The organism is Maritalea sp. S77 (assembly GCF_049801075.1).
GTDB lineage: Bacteria > Pseudomonadota > Alphaproteobacteria > Rhizobiales > Devosiaceae > Maritalea.
This window is the reverse complement of record NZ_JBNAGG010000001.1, coordinates 470,506-493,124: the sequence shown is the minus strand read 5'-3', so window position 1 is coordinate 493,124 and position 22,619 is coordinate 470,506. Positions and strand designations below refer to the sequence as shown.

Below are 22,619 nucleotides of genomic sequence, written 5' to 3'. Positions count from 1 at the left end.
AAATTTGTGTCTAAAATCAGTCTAAACGCCATAATAGATTGGCGCAACAATGCTGAACACCAACCACACAATCAAGATCAACGGAATGCCCGCTATAAAGAAGTGTTTAAAGCGATAGTGACCTGGGCCCATGACCAAGAGGTTTGTTTGATACCCGATTGGGGTGGCAAAGCTGGCATTGGCGCCCAAAATCACGGCGACCACAAATGGAAGCGGGTCGATCCCGATCGCCTGTGCAGTGGAGATTGCGATTGGCGTGAACAACACAGCGGTTGCATTGTTCGAGAGGAAGTTGGTCAACACTGCCACAATAATAAATATGAGTGACATCACCATCGCCGGGCTAACGTTAGCAAGTGCCATGGCGGTTGCGTCTGCGATCATCGCTGCACCACCCGTTGTTTCCAACGCGGTAGACATAGCGATGGCTGAGCCCACCAGCAAGAAGATGCGTCGATCAATGGCGCGCGTTGCTTGGCGTACATTGAGGCAGCCGCCAGCAAGCATGGCAAATGCACCTGCGATAGCGGCGAACACGACAGGCACAATACCTGTTGCGATGGCGGCGACGGTGGCAGCAAAAATCAATTGCGCGCGTGAGGCAAAGCGGTGAGGGCGCACTTCCGAAGCGCTCCATTCAATCACGACCACATCTTGCTGTCCGCGCAAATTGTTGATGGCGCTTGAGCGGCCTGCAATTAGCAACACATCACCTGCATCCAGACGAATCTCGGCAAGGCTTTCGCGCGGCATGCGGCTGCGGCGCTCAATGCCAAGAATCAGGCAGCCATGCTGCGAAAGAAAGCCGCGTTGATCGATGCCATTATTGATCAAACGTGAACCCGGCGGCACCAAAGCCTCACACAGCACAATACCATGATCAGTCGGCCCATCTTGGTCCTCTGAAATTCGTGGATTGTCGAACGCGCGCCACTCTTTCAATGCATCGGTCAATTGCTCACGTGTTGCAGCCAAAATCAGCACGTCACCTGACCGCAGCTCCAAATCCTCAAAAGGCGGGACATAACGTTCGTAACCACGCATCACGGCGCGTACGGTCATTTTGGTGAATTTGGGAAACATCCCCGCGACGGTCTTTTCGCCAATCAGTGGATGGCCTTCATAGAGCCGAATCTCTGTAATGAACTGCAGGTTGCGCGGTTGCACCTCTTGCCCTTTTTCGTTCACCCGGCTCGGCAAAATGTAAGGCATGACGAAGATAACATAGATTGCGCCGACGCCTGCCATCACAAGGCCAGGCACGGTGAAAGCAAAAAAGTCGACCGTCACGCCATAGCTAATGGCAATTCCGGCTGCCAGCAAGTTGGTTGATGAGCCGATCAAAGTGGTCATGCCGCCAAGAATGGAAATGAAGCTCAGTGGCATCATAATTTTGGGCGTTGCCAACTTGCGCCGCGCGGCTACGGCTGTCAGCAGCGGAATGAACATCACCACAACAGGCGTGTTGTTGATTACAGCGCTCGAAATGCCAGCAATAACCAAAATGATCGGAATCACGCGCGACGGATGTCTCGGCCATAACCGTTCGAACGCTTTGGTAATGCCACCTAGGGCATCTGTTTGAAAAAGTGCTTGCCCGATCACCAATAAGGCAATGATGGTCAGAAGGGCAGGGTTGGCAAATCCAGAAAGCAGGCTTTCCGTGGTCAGTTGGGTTTCTGGTGTCATCAGGCCGATGGCCATCAAGATCACCAACACGCCAAGAGAGACAATTTCAATGCTGACAAGTTCAGTGGCGAATAGCACGATGGCCGCAAGAATAACGGCAATAGTCAGCCACATGGCCACCGGCATTGAAAGCGTGCCCGCTTGAATAATCGCGTCTATCATAGTGGCGCATTTTGCAGCTAAACATCTGCGCCACCAAGTCTTATTTGCCTAAATTAAGCGTTTTCTTCAGAAAAGTTGCCTACCGGTTCAAATCAACCCAAGGCTCTTCATACTGATCGTATTCCTGATGCCAAAACCGGTCCATGGGTGAGCGGCGAACCATCAAAGTACCCACCACCAAATCGTGGACAAGTTGGCGGCGTGCGGTGAACAAGCCTGCGAGTAGCACGAATGGCGTAAATAGGGTGATGCTGGCCCACCCAACGATTGGATGTAGAATCGCCAACCAACCTTCAAGCGGCGATTTGCGGGTTGGGGTAAGCACAATATCCATCATTTGCATGCCCACGGTGGCGCGTACAGGGGAGCCAAGGGTGAGGGCGTAGTAGCCGACCCAAACTGCTGGCACTAAAATGAAATAGCCAAGCCAAGCGAGGCCCAAGGTGAGCACGCCGAGTATTCCCAAGATGATAGAAGCCACGACAATGGTGACCGTAACCACGATAAGATCAATGATAAAAGCGAGAATACGCCGTAGCAAAACGCCATCAAACAGCTCTGGTGCTGATTGGGGATCAGGTAGGTCGTCTCGTACAAACCAGCCGAATGAATTTTTTGCCATAATAAGGTTCTCCACAGTCTCCGTGGTTTTAACATGGCAATAAATAAGTGAAATACAAGTGGAACTTAATGATAGGCTCGACAGTTTCTATTGAGACTGTCAAACTGAACTTATCAACAAGGAGGGAGAAATATGGATATTGCTAGTTTGTTGGTGCTGCTGCTCATTGGTGCAGTTGCAGGTTGGCTTGCCGGACTAATCGTAAAGGGATTCGGCTTTGGGCTTATTGGCAACATTGTTGTCGGTATTCTCGGTGCTGTAATCGCTGGCTATTTGTTGCCCATGGTGGGAATCGCCATTGGCGGTGGCATAATCGCTTCGGTTATTAATGCCACGATCGGTGCAGTCATACTGCTATTTGTGATCAGCTTGATCAAAAAGGCCTAGCTGCCAAAATTTGAATCAAGTGCAAAAAAATGAGTGGACCGGCTTTGGCCCACTCTCCCCCACGTTCAATCTAGACGATCTAACACCCAATCCAAGCTTCGCAAATATGTTGCTAGATCTGGACCTTCTCCCTTGGGCGCCGCAGCAACTGCAAAAATATGCCCATGGGCAAAATCAACCAATAAATTGAGTAGCTCATCAGCGTCGTCACCCGAATTGACCGCTTGCGTTTCCATGCGCAAAGCGTTTGTAAATTCTAGCAGTTGGGCTTGCATTAAATACGGATATTGGAGTGCAGCACGCACCAAATATGTGTTTTCCTCACCAAACTGCACATATCGGATCAGCAATTCTCGTAATCGTTCTTTGGGCGTGTCCGACTTTGAGGGTAAGTTGAGTTCTGCAAAAGCAAGATCGACCATTGCAAGCAAAAGATCTCGGCGCGTGGATACGTGATAGCTCACGGCCATCGCAGTTACGTCTAACTCGACAGCCAAACGGCGAAAAGAACAGGCATCCAGCCCATCTGCCGCCGCAATCTCCATGGCCTTCGAAACAATCCGCTGCTTAGAAAGTGAGCTTTTCGAACGGGAAGGGCGCCCCCGCGCTGTTCGGTTCACGGCAATACCCTATAATGCAAATCCACTAACCCGGAGGCAAAGGTCTCGGTTTTTTCGAGATGCAAATCGATATCACGAGGTTGCTTGTCGAATAAACGCACGCCATCGCCGATCAAAATAGGCACAATTGTAATATGCATCGTTTCGATAAAGCCCTCTGCCATGAAAGCGCGGACAATGGCACCGCCATCAATGTAAGCGCGTTTGATGTTTCTTGATTTCAACTCACGCACCAACTGTGAAGGTGATTGATTCAAAATCTCAACTTTGTCGGTTAAATGCACTGGAATATCATCATCTTTCAATGTCCGGCTGAGCACAATGACTGGCGTCGTGTATGGCCAGTCGCCAACCCCCAAAACCGTGCGAAATGTATTACTACCCATAATGATGACATCGATGGACGCAATAAAATGATCGTACCCATGATCTTCCCCATCGGTTTGCTGTTTCATCAGCCAGTCAAGTTGGTGATCCTTTCGCGCAACAAAGCCATCGAGGCTCATTGCCATCATTACATGTCCACTTGTCATACGAATCTCATTATTTATACACTGTATAAATATATACCCAAAAGTAGATTTCATCAATGTAAGTAGACAAAAAAGGGGCGCCAAACGCCCCTCTAACTTCGTAAAATTGCAGGTTAAGCCAGCTAACTTTTCAATAGCCGAGCAGCATCCAAAGCGAAATATGTCAAAATGCCGGAGCATCCTGCACGTTTGAACGCGATCAAGCTTTCCATCATTGCAGCTTGCCGATCCAATGCGCCTGCCGCCGCAGCGAATTCAATTTGTGCATATTCGCCTGAAACTTGGTAGGCGAATACAGGTACGTCAAATTGATCTTTCACTTCGCGCACAATATCCAAATAAGCCATGCCGGGCTTCACCATCACCCAGTCAGCGGCCTCAAGCAAATCCTGCTCAACTTCGCGCAACGCTTCTTCGCGATTGAATGGCTCAAGTTGGTACGTCTTCTTGTCGCCTTTTAGTCTCGCGCCAGACCCAACAGCGTCACGGAACGGTCCATAGAAGGCAGATGCGAATTTGGCGGCATAGGACAAGAGGATCACGTTTTCAAAACCGTTTGCATCAAGCGCTTCGCGCAACGCACCAATTCGGCCGTCCATCATGTCAGATGGAGCGATAATGTCGGCACCAGCTTTCGCTTGGTTCAGCGCTTGCTTAACCAGAACAGCAATGCTCTCATCATTGAGGATGGTATCACCATCCATTAGCCCGTCATGCCCGTGGCTCGTATAAGGATCCAGCGCAACGTCGGCCACCAAGCCAATGTCAGGCACAGCAGCTTTAATGGCGCGTAGGGCGCGGCACATCAAATTATCGGGATTATAGCTTTCAGCTCCATCTTCTGTGCGCCGATCATTCTGTGTGCACGGAAACAATGCCAGTGCAGGGATGCCGAGGTCACGGGCAGTTTTCGCAACCTCCACTGCGAGATCGATACTTAGACGCTCAACGCCAGGCATTGTGGCGATTTGCTCGCGTTGGTTTTCACCATCCAAAATAAAGAGCGGCAAAATCAAATCGCGCGCCGTCAAGTCAGTCTCTTGCACCATGGCGCGGCTCCAGCCTGATTGCCGAGTGCGGCGCAAGCGCTTGCCTGCCAGAAAATCCAAATCGGCTTTTTCGCGAGATGATTGCGTCATGATTGCTCCTTGGTGCGTTCTTATCGACAAGATCTATGTCAAAGCATAAATTGAGCCAAGGGGCTATATTGAAGCCATATGAATTGGGCAGAAATTTATGCGGCACCTTGCCACGGACTTTTCCACGGGCTATGGGCAGGCAAGGCGAAGGGGGAGATGATTTGGCATTTTCTGAAAAACCATTCTCATTAGCAGCGCGTGTGTTGGCAATTTTGGCGTTGGTCCATGGCCTCACCGCCATTTTTTATCAATTTAGCACCGCACGGGACGTAAATGTTTCTGTCGACGCGTTAGGAAATGTTGCCTTCGCGATTACCATTTTATGCGCTTTGTTGCGATTGATGGCGGCTGTTGGTTTATGGAGTCTAACCATCTGGGGAGGTGTTTTACTAATTATTGCCAATGTTATGGAGCTCAGCGCCGCATTTTGGTCGCCCAAAATCTTGCATTTTTCACTGTTTGAAATTGCCCTGCGAGTCCTTATTTTGCTTGCGATTTGCGTGCTTTTGGTGTGGGCAAATAGAAGCCGCAATCAGCATGGTCACGAATTGTAAGGGTTTCTAATTCGTAACCTAAGGTAAGAAGTTAGAAAGCTAAAAATCCTAATTTTATCAGTAACATATTTTTAAGTCTGTATTTTAAACTGATCTTATTTGCTTCCCCATAGATTGCTTCACATAGACACGAAAAATCGTGCGACCAATAACAGTGAGGCTAAAATGGGTATCAACACAATGAAAGTGCAGGCACATACGCCTGTTGAAGAAGAAGGTCTTAAACCGCGTTACTTGGAGGCGGTGTCACGCGTTGAACGTTTGCACCGTCGTTTGCTTGATCTTGTTAAAGACGAGTTTGACCGGATGGGCTGGGACGACATTAATCCTGTACAAGCGATCATGATGTTCAACATCGGCAATTCAGAGCTGACTGCTGGCGAACTGCGCTCTCGCGGCTACTATTTGGGATCAAATGTTTCTTACAATCTGAAAAAGTTGGTCGATACCGGTTACATTTTCCAGACCAAATCAAAAACAGACCGTCGCTCAGTGCGCATTCGTTTGACACCGAAAGGTGAAGAGGTTGCCGAAGTGATCGACGAGCTCTACGACCGCCACCTTAAGTCAATTTCTGAAGTCGGTGGTTTGGACGAAAAAGAATTTGAAGGCTTGAATTCTGCTCTTGCACGCCTTGAGCGGTTCTGGGTCGACCAAATCCTTTATAAACTTTAAGCGATATTACGCGAACTGGTTGGTCGAATGGATTGGCGTCGGGTTTTACCCGGCGCCACCAAGCGAACACCAAAATACAAAAGGTGAGAGGCAAATAATTGCCTATTTCCATCTTTTGGCCCCAAATAATTAGAAAATGATAGCGATTCGTTTGTTGTGAGCTGCTGAGCAACCTGCTAAAGGTCTGGCAACAACTGGGCTGAACACTTTCTATATATTTGGGATGGATAGCATGAACCGACTGAATTGGCTGGCGAGATGGACCGTAACTGTGCGCGCGATGTGCGGCGCTGTTGTGATTGGCTCTATGGCTTTTGGTTCAAGCATCGCATCGGCTGATGAAGTCACCAACAGTGTCGCAGCTCAAGATGCTATTGATAGCTCCGAGCCAATTCTATCTTACGAAACATCCTATAATCTGGTTGCTGCCATCAAACGCTACGAACAAATCGTGGCAAATGGTGGTTGGGAAGAGATGACACGTGGTTCATATGCGCTTGAAAAGGGCGATGATCGCGGGCATGTTCGGGCGTTGCGTCGTCGATTGATAGCGTCGGGCGACCTTGAAGATACGGGCCGCCTCTCTTCTAAATTTGATGATGAATTGGATGCTGCGTTGCGCCAATTCCAAGCACGTCATGGCCTACAGCTGACCGGAATCATCGATCAGGAGACATATCTCACCCTGAATTTACCTGCTGAGGCGAAATTGAAGCAATTGCGGCTGAACCTTGAGCGGGTCAATCAAGTTGTTGGCGATCTTTCAAATAGATACATCGTCGTTAATATCCCAGCAGCAAGTATCGAGGCTGTGGAAAATGGCGTGGTGGAACGTCGGCATACCGCGATTGTCGGTCGGATTGATCGTCAAACTCCGATTTTGACGTCAAAGGTGCACGAAATTAATTTCAATCCTTATTGGCATGTGCCGAAGAGCATCATTCGCCGTGACATCATCAAATATATGAACCAGGATCCGAATTATCTCACTGATTTCCGTATTAAAATCTATGATGCTAGCGGCGACGAGCTAGATCCGCAATCAATTGATTGGTCAACGGAAGAAGCCGTTCAATACTCTTTCCGCCAGGAGCCGGGCGCAGAAAACTCTATGGGCCATGTAAAAATCAATTTTTACAACCCACATGCTGTTTATCTGCATGATACGCCGCAAAAATCACTGTTCGGGCAAAATCGTCGCTTCCACTCATCAGGCTGTGTACGGGTAGAGAATGTGGACGAGCTGGTATCTTGGTTGCTGCGCGAGAATACGTCTGACTGGAGCCTACCTGCGGTCGATGCGGCTTTCGAGTCTGGCGAACGGCAGGACGTAAATCTCGAAAAGCCGGTGCCGATCATCACTACTTATATTACAGCATGGGCAAATCGTGCTGGCGTGGTCAGTTTCCGCAATGATATCTATGGATATGATGATGCGGGTAGAATCGATTTTGCTAGCGCAAACTAAGCCATCACAGGCCATTTTGCCGCTTGGTGGAGTTGCTGAGGGGCAGTAGTGACATGAAAGATCGGGATATTGCGCCGAATTTAGGCGAAGTCTTATTTGAGTTTGTTCAATTGGGTGGGCAAATGCGTGTTGCCGCAGTGCACGCCAATTCGGGCACCGAAGTCACAATCATTGCGCCACTTTCCGCCAGTGAAATGCAAATGAAGAATTTGGCGCTCGCAAAGCTACGTCGTGCGCTTATGCGCAATTCGTCTTAAGGTTCCCTAATTAGCCAAAAGGCGGCTTGGATAAAGCAGGGGGCTGTGCTAAGCGATCTCCACCGAAACTAGGGGCTAGCTCCTAAATCTCATCCACTCTGGGGACGTTACATGACTGAGATTTTTCCAAATTTCTTCACCCATTCGCTGGCGCAATCAGACAATGAAATTGCGCAGGCCGTGGCCGCTGAACATAATCGTCAGCAAAATGAAATCGAACTGATTGCTTCTGAAAACATCGTATCTAATGCAGTGATGGAAGCACAAGGTACTGTTCTTACAAACAAATATGCTGAGGGCTATCCCGGCAAACGTTATTATGGCGGTTGTCAGCATGTAGATGTTGTTGAGAATTTGGCCATTGATCGCGCCAAAAAATTGTTCGGCTGTGATTTTGTGAATGTGCAGCCAAACTCTGGTTCTCAAGCCAACCAAGGTGTGTTCCAAGCGCTTATCAAGCCAGGCGATACCATTTTGGGTATGAGCCTTGATGCTGGTGGTCACTTGACCCACGGTGCGCGGCCAAACCAGTCTGGTAAATGGTTTAATGCGGTGCACTATGGAGTGCGCAAAGAAGATGGCCTTTTGGACATGGATCAAGTGCGCGAGCTTGCCAAAGAGCATCAGCCAAAATTGATAATTGCTGGTTTCTCTGCATATTCACGTGTTTTGGACTTCAAAGCATTCCGTGAGATTGCTGATGAAGTTGGCGCATTTTTCATGGTTGATATGGCGCACGTTGCTGGCCTTGTGGCGGGTGGTCAATATCCAAGCCCATTTCCACATGCGCATGTAGCGACCACAACAACGCACAAAACATTGCGTGGCCCACGTGGCGGCATGATCATGACCAATGATGCTGATATTGCCAAAAAACTGAACTCGGCAATCTTCCCAGGTATCCAAGGTGGTCCGCTGATGCATGTGATTGCTGGTAAAGCAGTTGCCTTTGGCGAAGCGCTAACAGATGACTTTAAGCAATACACAAAACAGGTTGTTTTGAATGCGAAAAGCCTAGCGGACGCCTTGATGAAGGGCGGCTTGGATATCGTGTCTGGCGGCACTGATAACCACTTGATGCTGGTTGATCTGCGGCCAAAAGGCGTGACGGGTAAAGCGACCGAAGCAGCGTTGGAACGCGCGCACATCACCTGTAACAAAAACGCAATTCCGTTCGATCCGGAAAAGCCTTTTGTAACATCAGGTATTCGCGTGGGTACACCTGCGGCAACTTCACGTGGCTTTGATGAAACCGATTTTGCTAAGGTTGGTGAATTGATCGTGGAAGTGGTAGACGGCCTCAGCCAAAATGGCGAAGATGGCAATGCTGACGTTGAAGCTAAAGTTCGCGCTGAAGTGAAAAAGCTCACAGACGCGCATCCAATCTATCCTTCATAAGGTAAATCAATGCGTTGCCCTTACTGCGGAAATCAAGACACACAAGTCAAAGATTCCCGGCCAACAGAAGACTATAATTCCATTCGCCGCCGTCGGGTGTGTTCCGGCTGCGGTGGGCGTTTCACCACATTTGAGCGCGTTCAGTTGCGCGATATCGTTGTGGCGAAAAAGTCTGGCCGTAAGGTGCCGTTTGATCGCGAAAAGCTGGCCCGCTCGATTAGCACTGCATTGCGCAAGCGTGAAGTTGAGCCTGAGCGGGTCGAGCGCCTGATTTCCGGCGTTGTGCGCCGTTTGGAAAGCATGGGCGAAAGCGAAGTCACGTCAGAAGAAATTGGCCTTCTGGTCATGGACGGGCTGAAAGAGCTTGATGATGTGGCCTTCGTTCGGTTCGCCTCAGTATATAAAAACTTCTCTGGCGCCGACGATTTTGAAGCATTCCTGTCGACATTGAATACGACAGATGAGATGCCCACCGAAGATAAATAGACTATTCCGACGACTTAGAGACGTTTAACGCCACAAATAGAGCGCGATTAAACTTTTTTGTCGCATTGTGCGTTATGGTCTGGTATGCGCAAGCTTTAATCACGTGCGGTGAAGCACGCATTTTTGCCGATCCCGATCCCGGAAGAGTTGATGAGCAGTTCGAAATCATCCCAAAGCGATAAATCGAAAGAAACGACCAAGAAAGCCAATCAGCGTGGCGCTGCCCGCTTGGCGGCTGTGCAGGCTCTGTATCAAATGGATATTGGCCGCACCACACTTGATCATACGCTCTCGCAATTCATGAGCTTCTATATGGGGCAGGAGATCGAAGGCGATGAATATCTGCCTGCAGATAAAAGCTATTTCAAATTGGTGGTTGAAGGCGTTTCCAAGCACCAATTGCAGATCGATCCGCTGATCGATAAATCTTTGGTTGATGGCTGGCCAGTCACTCGCATCGATAGCACTTTGCGCGCCATTTTGCGCGGCGCAAGCTACGAGTTGCTGCACAAAAAAGACATTCCGGCACGCGTCATCATCACAGAATATGTCGATATTGCCCGCGCCTTTTACGAAGGCGATGAACCACGCCTTGTAAACGGCGTGTTGGATAATATTGCCCACCAAACACGCAAGGACGAATTCACGTCTAAATAATCTGGAGCCATCGCTATGACAGTCGACACTGAACCTAAGACTCACGCTCATGTGGGTCGTAATATTAGTTTGTTGTCGATGACGCAGGCGATCGTTGGGTCAAACCAAGCCATTATTATGGCGGTTGGTGCACTCACAGCGGCCTCGTTGGCGCCGGCCAAATCAATGGCCACCTTGCCAACAACATTCATGATCCTTGGTTTGGCGCTCACTGCAGCGCCGGCCACAAAGATTATTTATGCTTTGGGGCGCCGCCGGGGATTTATGCTTGGTGCAGCTATTGGGATGGTTGCAGGTATTATTGCCAGTCTAGCAGTATATCTCAGCTCATTTTGGCTTTTTGCCGCCGCGTTGGCCATTGTGGGGGCGTCTGCTGCTTTCGGCCAGCAAATCCGTTTTGCGATTGCCGACAGCGTGCCCGAGCCAATGCAGGCGAAAGCCATTTCCTGGGTGCTGCTCGGGGGCGTTGCCGCCGGGTTTTTAGGCCCGCGCTTGTCCTACCTTGCAAAAGATTGGGTCGGTGGTGTCGAGTTTACAGGTTCATTCTTGGTGATCTCTGTGCTCTCCGTTATTGGCGTATTGATTCTCAGCCAAACAAAGCTGGCTCCTGTGCGACAAAAGCAAGAGGGGGATGCTGAAGGCAGAACAGCGGGCCAACTCCTTCGCGTGCCCGAAATTGTCATTCCACTGGCTACAGGCATGGCCTCTTATGCATTGATGACATTTGTTATGGTGGCGGCGCCACTGGCGATGGTCCATGTGTGTGGTCATTCGCCAGAAGCGGCAACCACCACGATCCAATGGCACATTATTTCGATGTTCCTACCAAGCTTGGTCACTGGACACATTATTTCGCGCATTGGCAGCCACGCTGTTGTCGGCATGGGCATGTTGTTGATTCTGGGCTGTGCACTGATCAACCTAAATGGCACCAGCACGCTGCACTTTGACATTGCGCTGATCTTGCTTGGGGTAGGGTGGAACTTCGGGTTCATCGGGTCCACAACCATGCTGGCCAAAGCCTATCGCCCTGAAGAGGCCTCAACCGCGCAAGCGCTGAACGAGCCAATGGTGTTCGGTACCATGGCCGTTGCGTCGATTAGCTCAGGTTTCTTGTTGGAAAATATTGGTTGGGAAGCGATCAATGTGATGGTGTTGCCCATTGCAACCGCGGCATTGGCGCTGCTGGCATGGGGTGACTATCGCTTGCGTCAGGCCAAAAACGCTTAAAAACAATCCACGAAAAAGGGGGCCTCGCAGCCCCCTAAATTTTTATACCATTATTTCTGCGCAGTTTAGAAGGACAGGGAGCCCAACAATTGCTGCAGGAATGAGCGATCTTGGCCGAAACCTGGTGTGCGGCGGGAAACAACATCCACAACCTTACCGTCTTCAAGGCCATAAACGGCTTTGTCAGTCACGCGATCCTTTTTGTCGAAATATACGGCCAAAACTGTGCGGGACTTAACAGTGGTGAGACCAAATGCCGTTTTGTCGACTTTGGTTTCCACATAATAATAAGCTTTTTCATCACCAAATGTGTTGGTGGTTTGTGGTGAACCCAAAACAAATTCCACCAACTCTTTGGAAACGCCGGGGCGCACCTGTTCAAGACTGTCCTCGGGAATATCATAGCCTTGGGTGCGTTGCTGAGTCAGGCAGCCGGATAGCCCCACTGCGACAAAAACAACGAACAAAATTGAAAGAAAACGATTTGCAGAACGCATGACCATCATATAATTGGCTTTCTGTGACAATCTCGATTAACTAGTCTAAACACAAATTGAGTGCGTAACACTGTTTAGCTGGCATAAACCCGATTTGGCAAGCCAACAAACAACATCGACACTCGACAACAGCTCCGCGGCATCAAACGACGAAAAGAAGATGATTTTCAACCCCTTTCGTAAAAACCCACATGCTGACGCTGCTTACGCGGTTTATAATGCCATTGTGGCGCAATCTCGGCATCCTGACTTTTATTTGCATTATGGCATTAAAGATAATGTGACGGGCCGCTTCGATATGATTGTGCTGCACTTGTCTTTGGTTTTCCATCGCTTGCAGCAGGAAAATGACAAAACCAAAGATTTCGCCCAAACCCTTTTTGACCTGTTTTTCAAAGATATGGATCGTTCATTGCGAGAAATGGGCGTGGGTGATTTGACCGTGCCGAAAAAGGTCAAAAAAATGTCTGAGCTATTTTATGGATTGCTTGGCTCCATTAAGGATCATTTTGATCCTAAAGATGTTGAAGGGTTGACCCAAGCATTGTCGCGCAATTTGTTCGATCCTGAAGATCCAGAAAATGCTAGTATTTTGGCACACTATTGCTTTGGACAGCTGGATCATTTAGACCCGCAAGGTCAAATTGATAAAGGAACGCTCACACTATTGCCGCCAAATGAGGCGATCAAAGCTGGCGGCGGGCAAGGTTAATAATATGGCGGCGCAGAATATACATAAATTACTCGACCTGGACGTGCGCCTTTCCGAGGTGCCGAAAGACGGGCGCTTATATGAATTTGAGGCCGATGATTTGGCCAAAGATGCGCTAGTGGCCGAAACAAAGCTTGATAGCGTTGAACGCTTCAGCGGAAAAATCACCATGCGCCCATTTCGCGGCGGCTATCAGGCCAAAGGTGAGGGATTTGCCGTGGTTGAGCAACCATGTGTGGTGACCCTCGATCCGGTCCAAGAAGAGGTTATGCTCGAATTTGAACGCATTTACATGCCAGGTAAGCCGCCAGCGCTTGACGTGGCCCCCAATGCCGAAGTGTTTGTGAATTTAGACAGTGAACCCGACCAAGATTGGTTTGAAGGCGACAGCATTGATCTGGCGCCAATGGTTGTGGAAACCCTATTGCTTTCCCTCAATCCCTATCCACGCAAGCCAGATGCAGAATTTGCCGACCTCAAAGAAGATGAACGCGACGAAAGTGAGTCGCCATTTGCTGCCCTTGCAGCACTTAAGGACAAGAAATAGATCTTTTTTCTGAAAATAACTTGTTTCATGGCCTGTCTTGGCTAAGCTGCGCCATAACGGAGTGCGAATAAAGAAAATAATGTCAGATTCAATCATCATTTCCGTTGATGCCATGGGCGGTGACAATGGGCCAAAAATCGTGGTGGAGGGCGCAGCCCTTGCGCTGATCGAGCGCCCGAAGGCAAAATTCATCTTCCATGGGCGTGAGGATGAGCTGAAACCACTTGTAGCGAAGCATGAGAAGCTGCAGGCTGCTTCAGAAATCCGCCATTGCGACAATGTAATCTCTATGGACGACAAGCCATCTCAGGCTTTGCGTAAAGGGCGTGGCGACTCATCCATGTGGAATGCACTGCAATCCGTCAAAGACGGTGAAGCACAGGCCGCAATCTCAGGCGGCAACACGGGCGCTCTGATGGCGATGGCCACATTCTGCCTGCGCCCTATGGAAGGCATTTCGCGACCGGCATTGGCCGCGCTTTGGCCAACTTTACGCTCCGAAAGTGTGGTTTTGGACGTTGGTGCCACGGTGGGGGCTGACGAGGAGCAATTGATCGACTTTTCCATTCTCGGCGCTGCAATGGCGCGCGCCTTGTTCGATGTGGATCAGCCCAGCATCGGGTTGTTAAATGTCGGCGTTGAAGAAGTTAAAGGCCTAGAAGCCGTAAAAGATGCCTCCAAACAATTACATGCCCATTCCGGCCATGGCTTTAAATATCACGGCTTTGTTGAAGGCGATGATTTGGGCAAAGGCACTGTAGATGTGGTGGTGACTGAAGGATTTACGGGCAATATCGCGCTCAAGACCGCTGAAGGCACTGCGCGGCAAGTGGCCTCCTATTTGCGCACCGCGCTTAGTCAAAGCTGGCTTTCGAAGCTTGGCGCGCTGCTTGCCATGGGTGCAATGCGCACTTTACGATCCAAAATGGACCCGCGCACAGCGAATGGTGCGGTGTTTTTGGGCGTGAATGGCATTGTGATCAAAAGCCACGGCGGAACTGACGAAATTGGCTTTAAAAGCGCATTGGGTTTGACTTATGAGATGGCACACAACCAACTCATCAACAAAATCAGTGAAGGTCTGCGTGAATATGCAGCCCATGATGAGGCCACCAAAGAAAATAACAACGAGGTAGGTTCGGCGTGACCAATTTGAAAACGATCGTGCGTGGCGTGGGCCATTATTTGCCAGAAAACGTTGTGACCAACGACGAATTGGCCAAACGTGTTGATACATCCGATGAGTGGATCACCCAACGCACAGGCATCAAACAGCGCCACGTGGCGCGTGATGATGAATTTACGTCAGATCTCGCGACCAAAGCCGCGATTGAAGCGATCGAAGCGGCAGGGCTTACGCCAAACGACATCGACTTGATTGTTTTGGCAACCACCACGCCAGACCGCACATTCCCAGCAGCAGCAACAACAGTGCAAAAAAATCTGGGCATCAAGCATGGCGCTGCCTTTGATATTCAGGCGGTTTGTTCCGGCTTTGTGTTTGCGGTGGCGACTGCGGACAGCCATTTGAAAAATGGCATGGGCAAACGTGCTTTGGTGATTGGCGCAGAAACATTTTCTCGCCTTTTGGATTGGGAAGACCGTACCACCTGCGTGCTGTTCGGCGATGGGGCAGGCGCCATGGTGCTGGAAGCGGTGTCTGCTGATCAAGAAGATGATCGCGGCATTTTGTCTTCTTCATTGCGTTCCGATGGCGATCATTGGGAAAAGCTTTACGTCGACGGTGGCCCATCATCCACAGGCACTGTTGGGTTCGTGCGCATGCAAGGGCGCGAAGTGTTCCGCCACGCTGTGGGCATGATCTCAGATGTCGTGGAAGAGGCATTTGAGAAGGCCGGCAAGACTGTCGATGAGTTAGATTGGTTTGTGCCCCACCAGGCCAACCGTCGCATTATTGATGGTGCCGGCAAAAAACTGCGCATACCGGAAGAAAAAGTTGTTGTCACTGTGGATAAACACGCCAATACCTCCGCTGCATCGGTGCCGATGGCACTTAGCGTGGCTGTGGAAGATGGTCGCATCAAAAAGGGCGACCTTGTGATGATTGAGGCCATGGGCGGCGGGTTTACATGGGCTGCGTCCTTAATTCGATGGTAATTGAGTAAAAGTCACTCATTGACCGATACAAAAGCTGGTTCTATGCTCATAGAATTATTGATCTTTTTTGCGGGGGAGACATGAGCGGAAAAACGTTAACACGCGCTGACCTTAGTGAAGCCGTCTACCAACAGGTAGGCCTATCGCGCGCTGAGTCGGCCGAACTGGTAGAGCGTGTATTGGAAATGATGAGCGATTCCTTGGTGGATGGCGAAAGCGTAAAGCTGTCGTCTTTTGGCTCATTTTTAGTGCGATCAAAAAATGAACGTGTTGGGCGAAACCCTAAAACTGGCGAAGAAGTGCCAATTTTGCCCCGCCGGGTTCTCGTTTTTAAGCCTAGCAATGTGCTAAAAAACAAGATCAACAAATCTATGCTTTCAAGCAAGAAATAAGTTAAGCGAGGGATACGTTGCAGAAGTCTCCAGACGCTTTTCGAACCATTTCAGAAGCTGCTGACGAGCTCGATCTCCCGCAGCATGTTTTACGTTTTTGGGAAACGCGCTTTAAACAGATTAAGCCGTTGAAGCGTGGCGGTGGGCGAAGATATTATCGCCCGGATGATGTCCAACTTTTAAGTGGCATCCGTTATTTGCTCTATGATGAAGGTTTTACCATCAAGGGCGTCCAGAAAATTTTGAAAGAACATGGCGCTCGTCATGTGATCGCGATTGGTGAAAAAGGTGCAATCGAACCGGTTGCGCCAGTTGGCGCATTGCCGAATGGCGATGGCGACCAGAATGCGGAAGCGAGCGATTTGGATGTGGGTCGTTCGGTCAGTGCACCTGACGTACCTAGTGAAATCACAGTGAACGAAGCAATTGAAATTGCGAAGAAGGCGGGCGTGACAGATACTTATTCGCGTGCGCGCTTGAATGAAGCACTAACGGAATTGCTGGAGTGTAAGCGCATCTTGGAAGACGCGGTAAACTCAAAGTCAGATTAGCCGCGACCAATCTAATTGTGAATTGAGGCTCTACTGCGTTTGCCAGTAGAGCCTTTGTTTTGGGTGAAATATGATGAAAAGAAATGGTGGCTGTTTTTGCGGCACAGTGAAATATGAATTGAATGGCGAAGTCTTTGGTGCGCGATCGTGCCATTGTTCTCGCTGTCGCAAAGCATTTAGTGCTCAGGCCAATTCCTATGCTGTCATCACACCCGGTAGCCTCACATGGCTGAGCGGTGAAGAAAAACTCAGAAAATATCCAGAAGCGGGACGCGAAGGGCGACTTTTTTGCTCAACTTGTGGGTCAAGCCTTTGCGGCGTGGTGGACGATGAAATTCATGGCATCACCCTTGGTTGCTTAGATGATGATCAAGATATTCAAATCAAAGCACATATATTTGTTGGGTCGAAGGCATCATGGGAGACAATCCCAGAAAACGTTCCCCAATTTGAGGGGGGCCCTGACAATATCGAAATTCTGACAAAACCCTAATGGCACGGCTTTTCGGCGTCGATTATGCCTTCGTCCACATGCTCGGGACGCAGGCCATTCCCAATTAAGCCACCCACGAAGCGACGAAATGTGGGCCAATTTGCCAGCTTTTTCAAAATCCAAGGCGGAACAATTTTACCTTCGGTCTCTAAGACACGATTGAGGATACGCTCATGCGCATTGCGTTGCATAAACTGCGTCGCCCGCGTGGGCCAACGTCTCCGCCGTTCTATGGCTGATAAATCGGCGCTTTCAACTGCACCGGAATTGAACGCGCCATACAGCAAATTGGCCGCTGCCACCGCATCCTGAATGGCCAGATTGATGCCTACGCCACCAACTGGCGACATTGCATGTGCCGCATCGCCAATACAAAGCAATCCTTTGTGATGCCATTGTTTTAAATAGTCAATTTTTACAGTAAGCAGCCGAATCTTTTCCCAGTCGTCTAGAACTTCCAACCGTTCAGCCGTAAAACCCGAACTGTACATGATTTGTCGGCGAAAATGCGCAAGTCCTTGTTCTTTCAGCAGTGCAAGCTCACCTTTGCCGATCACAAATGCACACTGCCAATAGCTGTCACGATTGATCATTATTAGGATGCTGCCAGGCAGAATTTTCGCTTCAGTTTCGTCACCATCTTTTGGATCCCGCGGCACGCTAAACCACAAAACATCAATTGGAACACCTTGTTCTTCAACTTCCAATCCCGCGCATTCGCGTATGGCCGATCCGCGGCCATCTGCACCAACGGTCAAATCTGCTTCAATCTCAATAATGCCAGTCGACGTTTTGGCATATAGGCCTGCAACTTCGTCGTCGACCACGCGCAGATCGAATGCCTCGGCTCCCATAAGAATTTGGAAGTTTGAAAACTTCTTCGCCTCCGCGGTCAAAAAGTTGAGAAAATCCCATTGCGGCACGAACGCGATGTAAGGGGCCGCGTTTTTGAGGTGCGAAAATTCAGCGAGATAAAGTTTATCCTTGCCTATAGTCGCACCAAGCTTTTCAACTTTTTGATGCGGCAATTGGCGGAATTTTTCCAGCAAGCCCAGTTCGTTCATGACTTCGAGCGTTGAGGGATGCACGGTGTCTCCACGAAAATCGCGAAAGAAATCAACATGCTTTTCCAGCACAATCACGTCAACGCCAGCGCGTGCTAACAAATAGCCGAGCATAACTCCGGCTGGGCCGCCGCCAGCAATACAACATTGCGTTTTCTTGTGTTCGGGCGCCATGTCACGCCTCCCAATTGCCATACGCATGATGGGCGAAGTTTACAGCCGGATCAAGCTGATGCAACGATTGGATTGAACCATCGTGCTGCGTGAACATATATGGGAAAATGGTCGGAGCGGCAGGATTTGAACCTACGACCCTCTGTCCCCCAGACAGATGCGCTACCAGGCTGCGCTACGCCCCGACTTGCGGCAATGTCTACCCAAGTTTTCGTCAACGTGCAAGCCAAAGCCACAGCACAAGGTCAAAATAATTGTAGCAAATTACTGCTCAAGCTTTTCATTTTGGCATTTGCCCAAAAGTGCGCTATGCCCGGTGCCCAACAGGGTAAGGGCTGTATGCAGGATCAAATTGAACAAACAGGCATTAGCGCAGTAAGGCTATCAAATGCTCTCGCGCTCTGGTCGGGCTGGAAGGATGCTTCCTTCGAGCTGATCAACCATACAGAGAATGCGACTTTTTTGTTGCAGCGCCACTCAGGCGAGAAATCTGTACTGCGCGTTCATCGCTATGGTTATAACAGTGCTGCGGCAATTCAGTCTGAACTTGTGTGGATGCAGGCACTGCGACACGATCAGAACATGTTCACCCCAACGCCAATTGCAGGCGCCAACGGTGCATTGTTGCAACAAGCGAGGGTGAACGCAGACTGTAAAATTCCAGCGCAGCACATGGTGTTGTTTAAATTTGAGGCGGGGCATGAACCTAGCGAAAATGACCATCTAGATGGTTCATTTGAAGAGTTAGGCCGTTTGGCCGCTTCGGCCCACTTACATGTGCAAAACTGGTCGCCACCAGCCGGGTTCGAGCGGATTAAGTGGACGGAAAACACGATCCTTGATGCGGACGGGCTTTGGGGCGATTGGCGCAAAGCCCCGCTGATGCAAGACCATCACGACCAATATGCCCAGCTGGACCAGCTTTTGCGCCGACGGTTGACGGAGTTCGGAAAAGGGCCAGATCGATATGGCTTGATCCATGCCGATATGCGCCTGGCAAATCTACTTGTTGATGGCAACCAAACCAAATTGATAGATTTCGATGATTGTGGGTTTTGTTGGTACCTCTATGATTTCGCCGCTGCAATATCATTCATTGAAGATAGCCCAAAAGTTCCTGCTTTGCGGGCAGCGTGGCTAAAAGGCTATCGTGCAGTCAAATCGCTTTCTCCCGATGATGAAGCGGAAATGGATACGATGGTGATGCTGCGACGTATGGCGCTAACGGCTTGGATTGGGTCACACATTTCTTCGCCATTTGCCGCCGAAATGGCCAAAGATTTCGTACCGGGGGGCGTGCCTTTGATCAAAGAATATATCGCTAAGTTTGGCTAAGGCAGATAGCGCTCAGTGCTTTGCGCAGGCTGCTTGTCATAGCCAGCGGTAATGCCCCAAATGATACCCATCACCAAAAAGTAATGCCGCCAGTGGTCAACATCGATAATGGCCGCTTCAATGCTGAGTGGAACGAATGTCGCCAATGCCGGGATCAACAGCAAACGGTTGGGTGAGGGGATGGCCATGCAGCGAATGCCGCGATTGAGAGTCATCAAAATCATCCAAACAAATGCCATGCCACCAAACCAACCATAGTCGAGAAACACTTTGAGATAGGTGTTGTGCGGTTCTTCAGTGATGCGCATGGAGGAAAACTGTGACGGGCCAGTACCCAAAGGTGTTTGCAGCGCCAATGCATAGCCCCAAGCCTGCCGCCCAAAACGTCCCGTTTCGCCGCCATCATAGCTCTGCACCAAAGCGAAGCGTTGCACGAATAGCTCTTGAACTTCAGGGATCGACAACAGTCCCAGCAATGCAATGAACAAGCCAAGCGTGCCAACGATAGCCAAAACAATCATGCGCACTTTCTCACGCGCCGTGGCTTCTAGCAAAAAGTTGAGCAAAAACACCAGACCTGCGGTGACAACCAAATGTCCCCATGCACCGCGCGAGAAAGAAACAAATATCCCGACAAACAAGATCAGGAAGAAAATACAATTGACCAGCATGTCCTTTGGCTTGCCCAAGAGAATGCGCTGAAACACATAGGCTGTCGGCAGCATAAGAAACGGCCCATAGACGTTGGGATCGTTAAACATGGCTTTGGCACGACCAAAGCGCAAAAACACGTCTCCGCCCGGCAGAACGCCAAGATAGGCCGTAGTGCCGATAATAGCGCTTAACATCGCTGCGAATAGATATGCCTTGTTTATGGTGCGCATCCGTCGCCACGGGCTTTCACTGACATAGTTTGCCACAAAATATGAAGTGAGCATCAAAAACAGTGTGACCGTCGTGAAAATCAGCGCCTCCATCAAGGTGCCAAACTTGATCTGCGTCACGGCAATGTAAGCTGGAGGAATGAAGCACAGTATGGCGATCAGCAAATTGTTGGTGCGCCAGTGCATTTTCATGCCGCCGACGATGGCAAGCGCGAACACAACGAAAAACAGCAACTCATAAGGCGCTGGCTCAAATAGCACAAAAAAGCCACTTCCAATCCAGATAGGCACCAAAAAACGCATCGCCGCGTGCGATAACAGGGGCACGCCGCGATCGCTGGTATCTATGGATTGTGGGGAGGTGATGCTCATATCAATTTGCCGAAAGCGCGAGTGGCGCCTTAATAGGCGCCCTCATTTTTGCTCACCAGTGAAATTGGAGTCATAAACAGGATATAGATATCCATAAATATCGACCAATTTTCAATGTAGTGAAGATCATGGCTTACACGTTGCAACAGTTTTTCCGTCGTGTCGGTTTCACCCCGCCAACCATTGATCTGAGCCCAGCCTGTAATGCCTGGTTTCACGCGGTGACGCGCAAAATAGCCGTCCACAGCATCGTGATAAAGCTGGTTGGCCGCTTTTGCTTGTAGCGCGTGTGGGCGTGGGCCACAAATGGACAACTCGCCACGCAACACATTGAAAAACTGCGGTAATTCATCGATTGAAGTCTTGCGAATAAACCGACCAACTTTTGTTACGCGTGGATCGTCTTTGGTCACCAACTTGGATGCTTGCGCGTCTGACATGTCAGTATACATGGACCGGAATTTATAAACCTCGATCAGTTCATTGTTAAACCCATGGCGCTTCTGTTTGAAGAACACGGGCCCCTTGCTGTCGAGCTTGATCATGACGGCGGTCACCAGCATCACAGGTGACAACAGCACCAACGCCATCAAGGCAACGATCTTGTCGAACAACCATTTAACCACCAAGTTCCAATCCGAAATCGGCTTATCGGCCATGTCGAACACTGGCACATCGCCAAGAAACGAGTAGGCGCGGTTCTTAAATTTCAATTTGCTCATATGAGCCGAAAGACGAATATCAACTGGCAAAACCCAAAGCTGCTTCACCATGTGCAACACCCGCGCTTCTGCTGAAACAGGCAGCGATACGATGATCAAATCAACTCGCGTATGGCGTGCAAACTCCAGCAAGTCTGCCACTTTGCCGAGTTTCGGACAGTCCGCAACAATGTCCGGCGAGCGCTTGTCAGCACGATCATCGAACATGCCAAGCAGCTCAACATCGTTCACAGCGGTTTGGCGAATGCTTTCAATCAGGAACTCCGCCTCTTGCCCGCCGCCTACAATAACCGTACGACGCTTCAAACGTCCCTGATTGGTCCATTGCATGATTTTTTCGCGTACGATGTAGCGGAACAGCACAATGGTTACAGCACCAATGCCAAACCAGCTGACGATCCAAACACGTGAGAAATATTCACCCAATTTAACAAGGAACAAGCCGACCAGCACAATACCCAGTGTGGCCGCCCAAGCGCCGACTGCGCGGCTCGTCTGCGTGATGCGCGTCCGGTATGCGCTGATTTCGTGAGATTTAGAAATGTTGAAAGTGAAAAGCGAAATGATAAGCGTTACGCTGATAATTGCTGCGTAATGGCTAAACTCTTCATTGCCGACATAGGCAAAATAGATGCCAAAACCGAGAATGGCCAACATGGCCGTCTCAAGAGCTTGCACCGTTCCCAAAATCACCATGCTGGACACAGCTGGCTCTACTGGAGCATCAATTATTTTTTGCGCTAACTTCGATAGCCTTGGTGCGCCATCGCTACGATTGTTGCCGACATATTCTGCAACCACGCGCTTTGGATCAATTTTAAACATTCTATTCCCCGAACCTCTATTGATGCGAAGTATAGGGTTGGAGAGTGAAAAGCGAG

General features: G+C 49.7%; 26 protein-coding genes and 1 tRNA gene. 17 read left to right on the top strand and 10 right to left on the bottom strand.

The genetic code is table 11. From position 1 onward, the window contains the following. Window positions 1–21: 21 nt before the first annotated feature. Both ACP15Y_RS02295 and ACP15Y_RS02290 read right to left on the bottom strand, forming a co-directional pair. Window positions 22–1,851 carry an SLC13 family permease gene (locus tag ACP15Y_RS02295; protein ID WP_424981392.1) on the bottom strand — a complete coding sequence of 610 codons (1,830 nt, stop codon included), beginning with the start codon at window positions 1,849–1,851 and terminating at the stop codon, window positions 22–24. 79 nt (window positions 1,852–1,930) lie between these two features. After that, window positions 1,931–2,473: an RDD family protein gene (locus ACP15Y_RS02290; RefSeq protein ID WP_424981391.1), complete on the bottom strand. Its 543-nt coding sequence runs from the start codon at window positions 2,471–2,473 to the stop codon at window positions 1,931–1,933. Between the two features lie 132 nt (window positions 2,474–2,605). On the opposite strand from ACP15Y_RS02290, the gene ACP15Y_RS02285 reads away from it, so the two are divergent. Continuing rightward, the gene (locus ACP15Y_RS02285) at window positions 2,606–2,860 is read left to right on the top strand and encodes a GlsB/YeaQ/YmgE family stress response membrane protein (RefSeq protein WP_424981390.1); all 255 of its coding nucleotides are present in this window, start codon (window positions 2,606–2,608) and stop codon (window positions 2,858–2,860) included. Between the two features lie 65 nt (window positions 2,861–2,925). Here the strand turns inward: ACP15Y_RS02285 and ACP15Y_RS02280 are convergent, their stop codons facing one another. The 3 genes from ACP15Y_RS02280 to hemB all read right to left on the bottom strand — a co-directional run bounded on the left by ACP15Y_RS02280 (window position 2,926) and on the right by hemB (window position 5,152). Then, window positions 2,926–3,480, bottom strand: coding sequence for a TetR/AcrR family transcriptional regulator (locus tag ACP15Y_RS02280; protein ID WP_424981389.1), 555 nt, complete (start codon window positions 3,478–3,480; stop codon window positions 2,926–2,928). After that, a complete protein-coding gene (locus ACP15Y_RS02275) occupies window positions 3,477–3,986 on the bottom strand; it encodes a dihydrofolate reductase family protein (protein ID WP_424981388.1) in 510 nt (169 codons plus the stop codon). Before ACP15Y_RS02275 ends, ACP15Y_RS02280 begins: the two co-directional genes overlap by 4 nt. 149 nt (window positions 3,987–4,135) lie before the next feature. After that, the gene (gene hemB, locus ACP15Y_RS02270) at window positions 4,136–5,152 is read right to left on the bottom strand and encodes a porphobilinogen synthase (RefSeq protein WP_424981387.1); all 1,017 of its coding nucleotides are present in this window, start codon (window positions 5,150–5,152) and stop codon (window positions 4,136–4,138) included. A 161-nt stretch (window positions 5,153–5,313) separates the two neighbouring features. Here hemB and ACP15Y_RS02265 point away from each other — a divergent pair, with 161 nt between their 5' ends. The 8 genes from ACP15Y_RS02265 (at window position 5,314) to ACP15Y_RS02230 (ending at window position 11,877) form a co-directional block, all read left to right on the top strand. Next, window positions 5,314–5,706 (top strand): hypothetical protein, encoded by a 393-nt coding sequence (locus ACP15Y_RS02265; protein WP_424981386.1) that lies wholly within the window; start codon window positions 5,314–5,316, stop codon window positions 5,704–5,706. Between the two features lie 165 nt (window positions 5,707–5,871). After that, complete coding sequence (gene ldtR / locus ACP15Y_RS02260; protein ID WP_424981385.1) at window positions 5,872–6,381, top strand: transcriptional regulator LdtR; 510 nt, start codon at window positions 5,872–5,874, stop codon at window positions 6,379–6,381. A 232-nt stretch (window positions 6,382–6,613) separates the two neighbouring features. After that, window positions 6,614–7,849 carry a L,D-transpeptidase family protein gene (locus ACP15Y_RS02255; protein ID WP_424981384.1) on the top strand — a complete coding sequence of 412 codons (1,236 nt, stop codon included), beginning with the start codon at window positions 6,614–6,616 and terminating at the stop codon, window positions 7,847–7,849. 53 nt (window positions 7,850–7,902) lie between these two features. Then, window positions 7,903–8,106: a DUF6898 family protein gene (locus tag ACP15Y_RS02250; protein WP_424981383.1), complete on the top strand. Its 204-nt coding sequence runs from the start codon at window positions 7,903–7,905 to the stop codon at window positions 8,104–8,106. Window positions 8,107–8,217: 111 nt separating this feature from the next. Then, window positions 8,218–9,504, top strand: coding sequence for a serine hydroxymethyltransferase (gene glyA, locus ACP15Y_RS02245; RefSeq protein ID WP_424981382.1), 1,287 nt, complete (start codon window positions 8,218–8,220; stop codon window positions 9,502–9,504). A gap of 9 nt (window positions 9,505–9,513) precedes the next feature. Further along, window positions 9,514–9,990, top strand: a complete 477-nt coding sequence (nrdR, locus tag ACP15Y_RS02240) for a transcriptional regulator NrdR (RefSeq protein WP_424981381.1) — start codon at window positions 9,514–9,516, stop codon at window positions 9,988–9,990. A 150-nt stretch (window positions 9,991–10,140) separates the two neighbouring features. Further along, window positions 10,141–10,647, top strand: a complete 507-nt coding sequence (gene nusB / locus ACP15Y_RS02235; RefSeq protein WP_424981380.1) for a transcription antitermination factor NusB — start codon at window positions 10,141–10,143, stop codon at window positions 10,645–10,647. A 15-nt stretch (window positions 10,648–10,662) separates the two neighbouring features. After that, window positions 10,663–11,877 carry an MFS transporter gene (locus tag ACP15Y_RS02230; protein ID WP_424981379.1) on the top strand — a complete coding sequence of 405 codons (1,215 nt, stop codon included), beginning with the start codon at window positions 10,663–10,665 and terminating at the stop codon, window positions 11,875–11,877. Window positions 11,878–11,942: 65 nt separating this feature from the next. On the opposite strand, the gene ACP15Y_RS02225 is transcribed toward ACP15Y_RS02230, so the two are convergent. After that, the gene (locus ACP15Y_RS02225) at window positions 11,943–12,374 is read right to left on the bottom strand and encodes an outer membrane protein assembly factor BamE (RefSeq protein WP_424981378.1); all 432 of its coding nucleotides are present in this window, start codon (window positions 12,372–12,374) and stop codon (window positions 11,943–11,945) included. Between the two features lie 160 nt (window positions 12,375–12,534). Here ACP15Y_RS02225 and ACP15Y_RS02220 point away from each other — a divergent pair, with 160 nt between their 5' ends. The 7 genes from ACP15Y_RS02220 (at window position 12,535) to ACP15Y_RS02190 (ending at window position 17,187) form a co-directional block, all read left to right on the top strand. Next, the gene (locus tag ACP15Y_RS02220; RefSeq protein ID WP_424981377.1) at window positions 12,535–13,086 is read left to right on the top strand and encodes a ubiquinol-cytochrome C chaperone family protein; all 552 of its coding nucleotides are present in this window, start codon (window positions 12,535–12,537) and stop codon (window positions 13,084–13,086) included. Between the two features lie 4 nt (window positions 13,087–13,090). Then, the gene (locus tag ACP15Y_RS02215; RefSeq protein WP_424981376.1) at window positions 13,091–13,633 is read left to right on the top strand and encodes a YceD family protein; all 543 of its coding nucleotides are present in this window, start codon (window positions 13,091–13,093) and stop codon (window positions 13,631–13,633) included. 79 nt (window positions 13,634–13,712) lie between these two features. Then, a complete protein-coding gene (gene plsX / locus ACP15Y_RS02210; protein ID WP_424981375.1) occupies window positions 13,713–14,780 on the top strand; it encodes a phosphate acyltransferase PlsX in 1,068 nt (355 codons plus the stop codon). Next, window positions 14,777–15,751, top strand: a complete 975-nt coding sequence (locus ACP15Y_RS02205) for a beta-ketoacyl-ACP synthase III (RefSeq protein ID WP_424981374.1) — start codon at window positions 14,777–14,779, stop codon at window positions 15,749–15,751. Before plsX ends, ACP15Y_RS02205 begins: the two co-directional genes overlap by 4 nt. Window positions 15,752–15,831: 80 nt before the next feature. Beyond that, window positions 15,832–16,143: an integration host factor subunit alpha gene (locus ACP15Y_RS02200; protein ID WP_424981373.1), complete on the top strand. Its 312-nt coding sequence runs from the start codon at window positions 15,832–15,834 to the stop codon at window positions 16,141–16,143. 17 nt (window positions 16,144–16,160) lie between these two features. Then, on the top strand, window positions 16,161–16,694 hold the full coding sequence (locus ACP15Y_RS02195; RefSeq protein ID WP_424981372.1) for a MerR family transcriptional regulator: 534 nt from the start codon (window positions 16,161–16,163) through the stop codon (window positions 16,692–16,694). A 70-nt stretch (window positions 16,695–16,764) separates the two neighbouring features. After that, complete coding sequence (locus ACP15Y_RS02190; protein ID WP_424981371.1) at window positions 16,765–17,187, top strand: GFA family protein; 423 nt, start codon at window positions 16,765–16,767, stop codon at window positions 17,185–17,187. Here the strand turns inward: ACP15Y_RS02190 and ACP15Y_RS02185 are convergent. Then, complete coding sequence (locus ACP15Y_RS02185; RefSeq protein ID WP_424981370.1) at window positions 17,184–18,425, bottom strand: FAD-dependent oxidoreductase; 1,242 nt, start codon at window positions 18,423–18,425, stop codon at window positions 17,184–17,186. The two genes, ACP15Y_RS02190 and ACP15Y_RS02185, sit on opposite strands and share 4 nt — an antisense overlap. 108 nt (window positions 18,426–18,533) lie before the next feature. Next, window positions 18,534–18,610, bottom strand: a tRNA-Pro gene (locus ACP15Y_RS02180). 154 nt (window positions 18,611–18,764) lie between these two features. Between ACP15Y_RS02180 and ACP15Y_RS02175 the strand changes: the two genes are divergently transcribed. Then, window positions 18,765–19,760 (top strand): phosphotransferase enzyme family protein, encoded by a 996-nt coding sequence (locus ACP15Y_RS02175; protein ID WP_424981369.1) that lies wholly within the window; start codon window positions 18,765–18,767, stop codon window positions 19,758–19,760. Here ACP15Y_RS02175 and ACP15Y_RS02170 read toward each other — a convergent pair. Together ACP15Y_RS02170 and ACP15Y_RS02165 are read right to left on the bottom strand one after the other, a co-directional pair. Continuing rightward, entirely contained in the window at window positions 19,757–21,016 is a 1,260-nt protein-coding gene (locus tag ACP15Y_RS02170; protein WP_424981368.1) for an O-antigen ligase family protein, read from the bottom strand. The genes ACP15Y_RS02175 and ACP15Y_RS02170 overlap by 4 nt on opposite strands. Window positions 21,017–21,045: 29 nt before the next feature. Continuing rightward, on the bottom strand, window positions 21,046–22,563 hold the full coding sequence (locus ACP15Y_RS02165) for an undecaprenyl-phosphate glucose phosphotransferase (RefSeq protein ID WP_424981367.1): 1,518 nt from the start codon (window positions 22,561–22,563) through the stop codon (window positions 21,046–21,048). Window positions 22,564–22,619 lie beyond the last annotated feature (56 nt).

Bases quoted from the DNA above. Each gene is read 5' to 3' on its own strand.
- ACP15Y_RS02295 (WP_424981392.1), bottom strand. From the start codon at position 1,851: ATGATAGACGCGATTATTCAAGCGGGCACGCTTTCAATGCCGGTGGCC.
- ACP15Y_RS02290 (WP_424981391.1), bottom strand. From the start codon at position 2,473: ATGGCAAAAAATTCATTCGGCTGGTTTGTACGAGACGACCTACCTGAT.
- ACP15Y_RS02285 (WP_424981390.1), top strand. From the start codon at position 2,606: ATGGATATTGCTAGTTTGTTGGTGCTGCTGCTCATTGGTGCAGTTGCA.
- ACP15Y_RS02275 (WP_424981388.1), bottom strand. From the start codon at position 3,986: ATGAGCCTCGATGGCTTTGTTGCGCGAAAGGATCACCAACTTGACTGG.
- hemB (WP_424981387.1), bottom strand. From the start codon at position 5,152: ATGACGCAATCATCTCGCGAAAAAGCCGATTTGGATTTTCTGGCAGGC.
- ldtR (WP_424981385.1), top strand. From the start codon at position 5,872: ATGGGTATCAACACAATGAAAGTGCAGGCACATACGCCTGTTGAAGAA.
- ACP15Y_RS02255 (WP_424981384.1), top strand. From the start codon at position 6,614: ATGAACCGACTGAATTGGCTGGCGAGATGGACCGTAACTGTGCGCGCG.
- ACP15Y_RS02250 (WP_424981383.1), top strand. From the start codon at position 7,903: ATGAAAGATCGGGATATTGCGCCGAATTTAGGCGAAGTCTTATTTGAG.
- glyA (WP_424981382.1), top strand. From the start codon at position 8,218: ATGACTGAGATTTTTCCAAATTTCTTCACCCATTCGCTGGCGCAATCA.
- nrdR (WP_424981381.1), top strand. From the start codon at position 9,514: ATGCGTTGCCCTTACTGCGGAAATCAAGACACACAAGTCAAAGATTCC.
- nusB (WP_424981380.1), top strand. From the start codon at position 10,141: ATGAGCAGTTCGAAATCATCCCAAAGCGATAAATCGAAAGAAACGACC.
- ACP15Y_RS02230 (WP_424981379.1), top strand. From the start codon at position 10,663: ATGACAGTCGACACTGAACCTAAGACTCACGCTCATGTGGGTCGTAAT.
- ACP15Y_RS02225 (WP_424981378.1), bottom strand. From the start codon at position 12,374: ATGCGTTCTGCAAATCGTTTTCTTTCAATTTTGTTCGTTGTTTTTGTC.
- ACP15Y_RS02220 (WP_424981377.1), top strand. From the start codon at position 12,535: ATGATTTTCAACCCCTTTCGTAAAAACCCACATGCTGACGCTGCTTAC.
- ACP15Y_RS02215 (WP_424981376.1), top strand. From the start codon at position 13,091: ATGGCGGCGCAGAATATACATAAATTACTCGACCTGGACGTGCGCCTT.
- plsX (WP_424981375.1), top strand. From the start codon at position 13,713: ATGTCAGATTCAATCATCATTTCCGTTGATGCCATGGGCGGTGACAAT.
- ACP15Y_RS02200 (WP_424981373.1), top strand. From the start codon at position 15,832: ATGAGCGGAAAAACGTTAACACGCGCTGACCTTAGTGAAGCCGTCTAC.
- ACP15Y_RS02190 (WP_424981371.1), top strand. From the start codon at position 16,765: ATGATGAAAAGAAATGGTGGCTGTTTTTGCGGCACAGTGAAATATGAA.
- ACP15Y_RS02185 (WP_424981370.1), bottom strand. From the start codon at position 18,425: ATGGCGCCCGAACACAAGAAAACGCAATGTTGTATTGCTGGCGGCGGC.
- ACP15Y_RS02175 (WP_424981369.1), top strand. From the start codon at position 18,765: ATGCAGGATCAAATTGAACAAACAGGCATTAGCGCAGTAAGGCTATCA.
- ACP15Y_RS02170 (WP_424981368.1), bottom strand. From the start codon at position 21,016: ATGAGCATCACCTCCCCACAATCCATAGATACCAGCGATCGCGGCGTG.
- ACP15Y_RS02165 (WP_424981367.1), bottom strand. From the start codon at position 22,563: ATGTTTAAAATTGATCCAAAGCGCGTGGTTGCAGAATATGTCGGCAAC.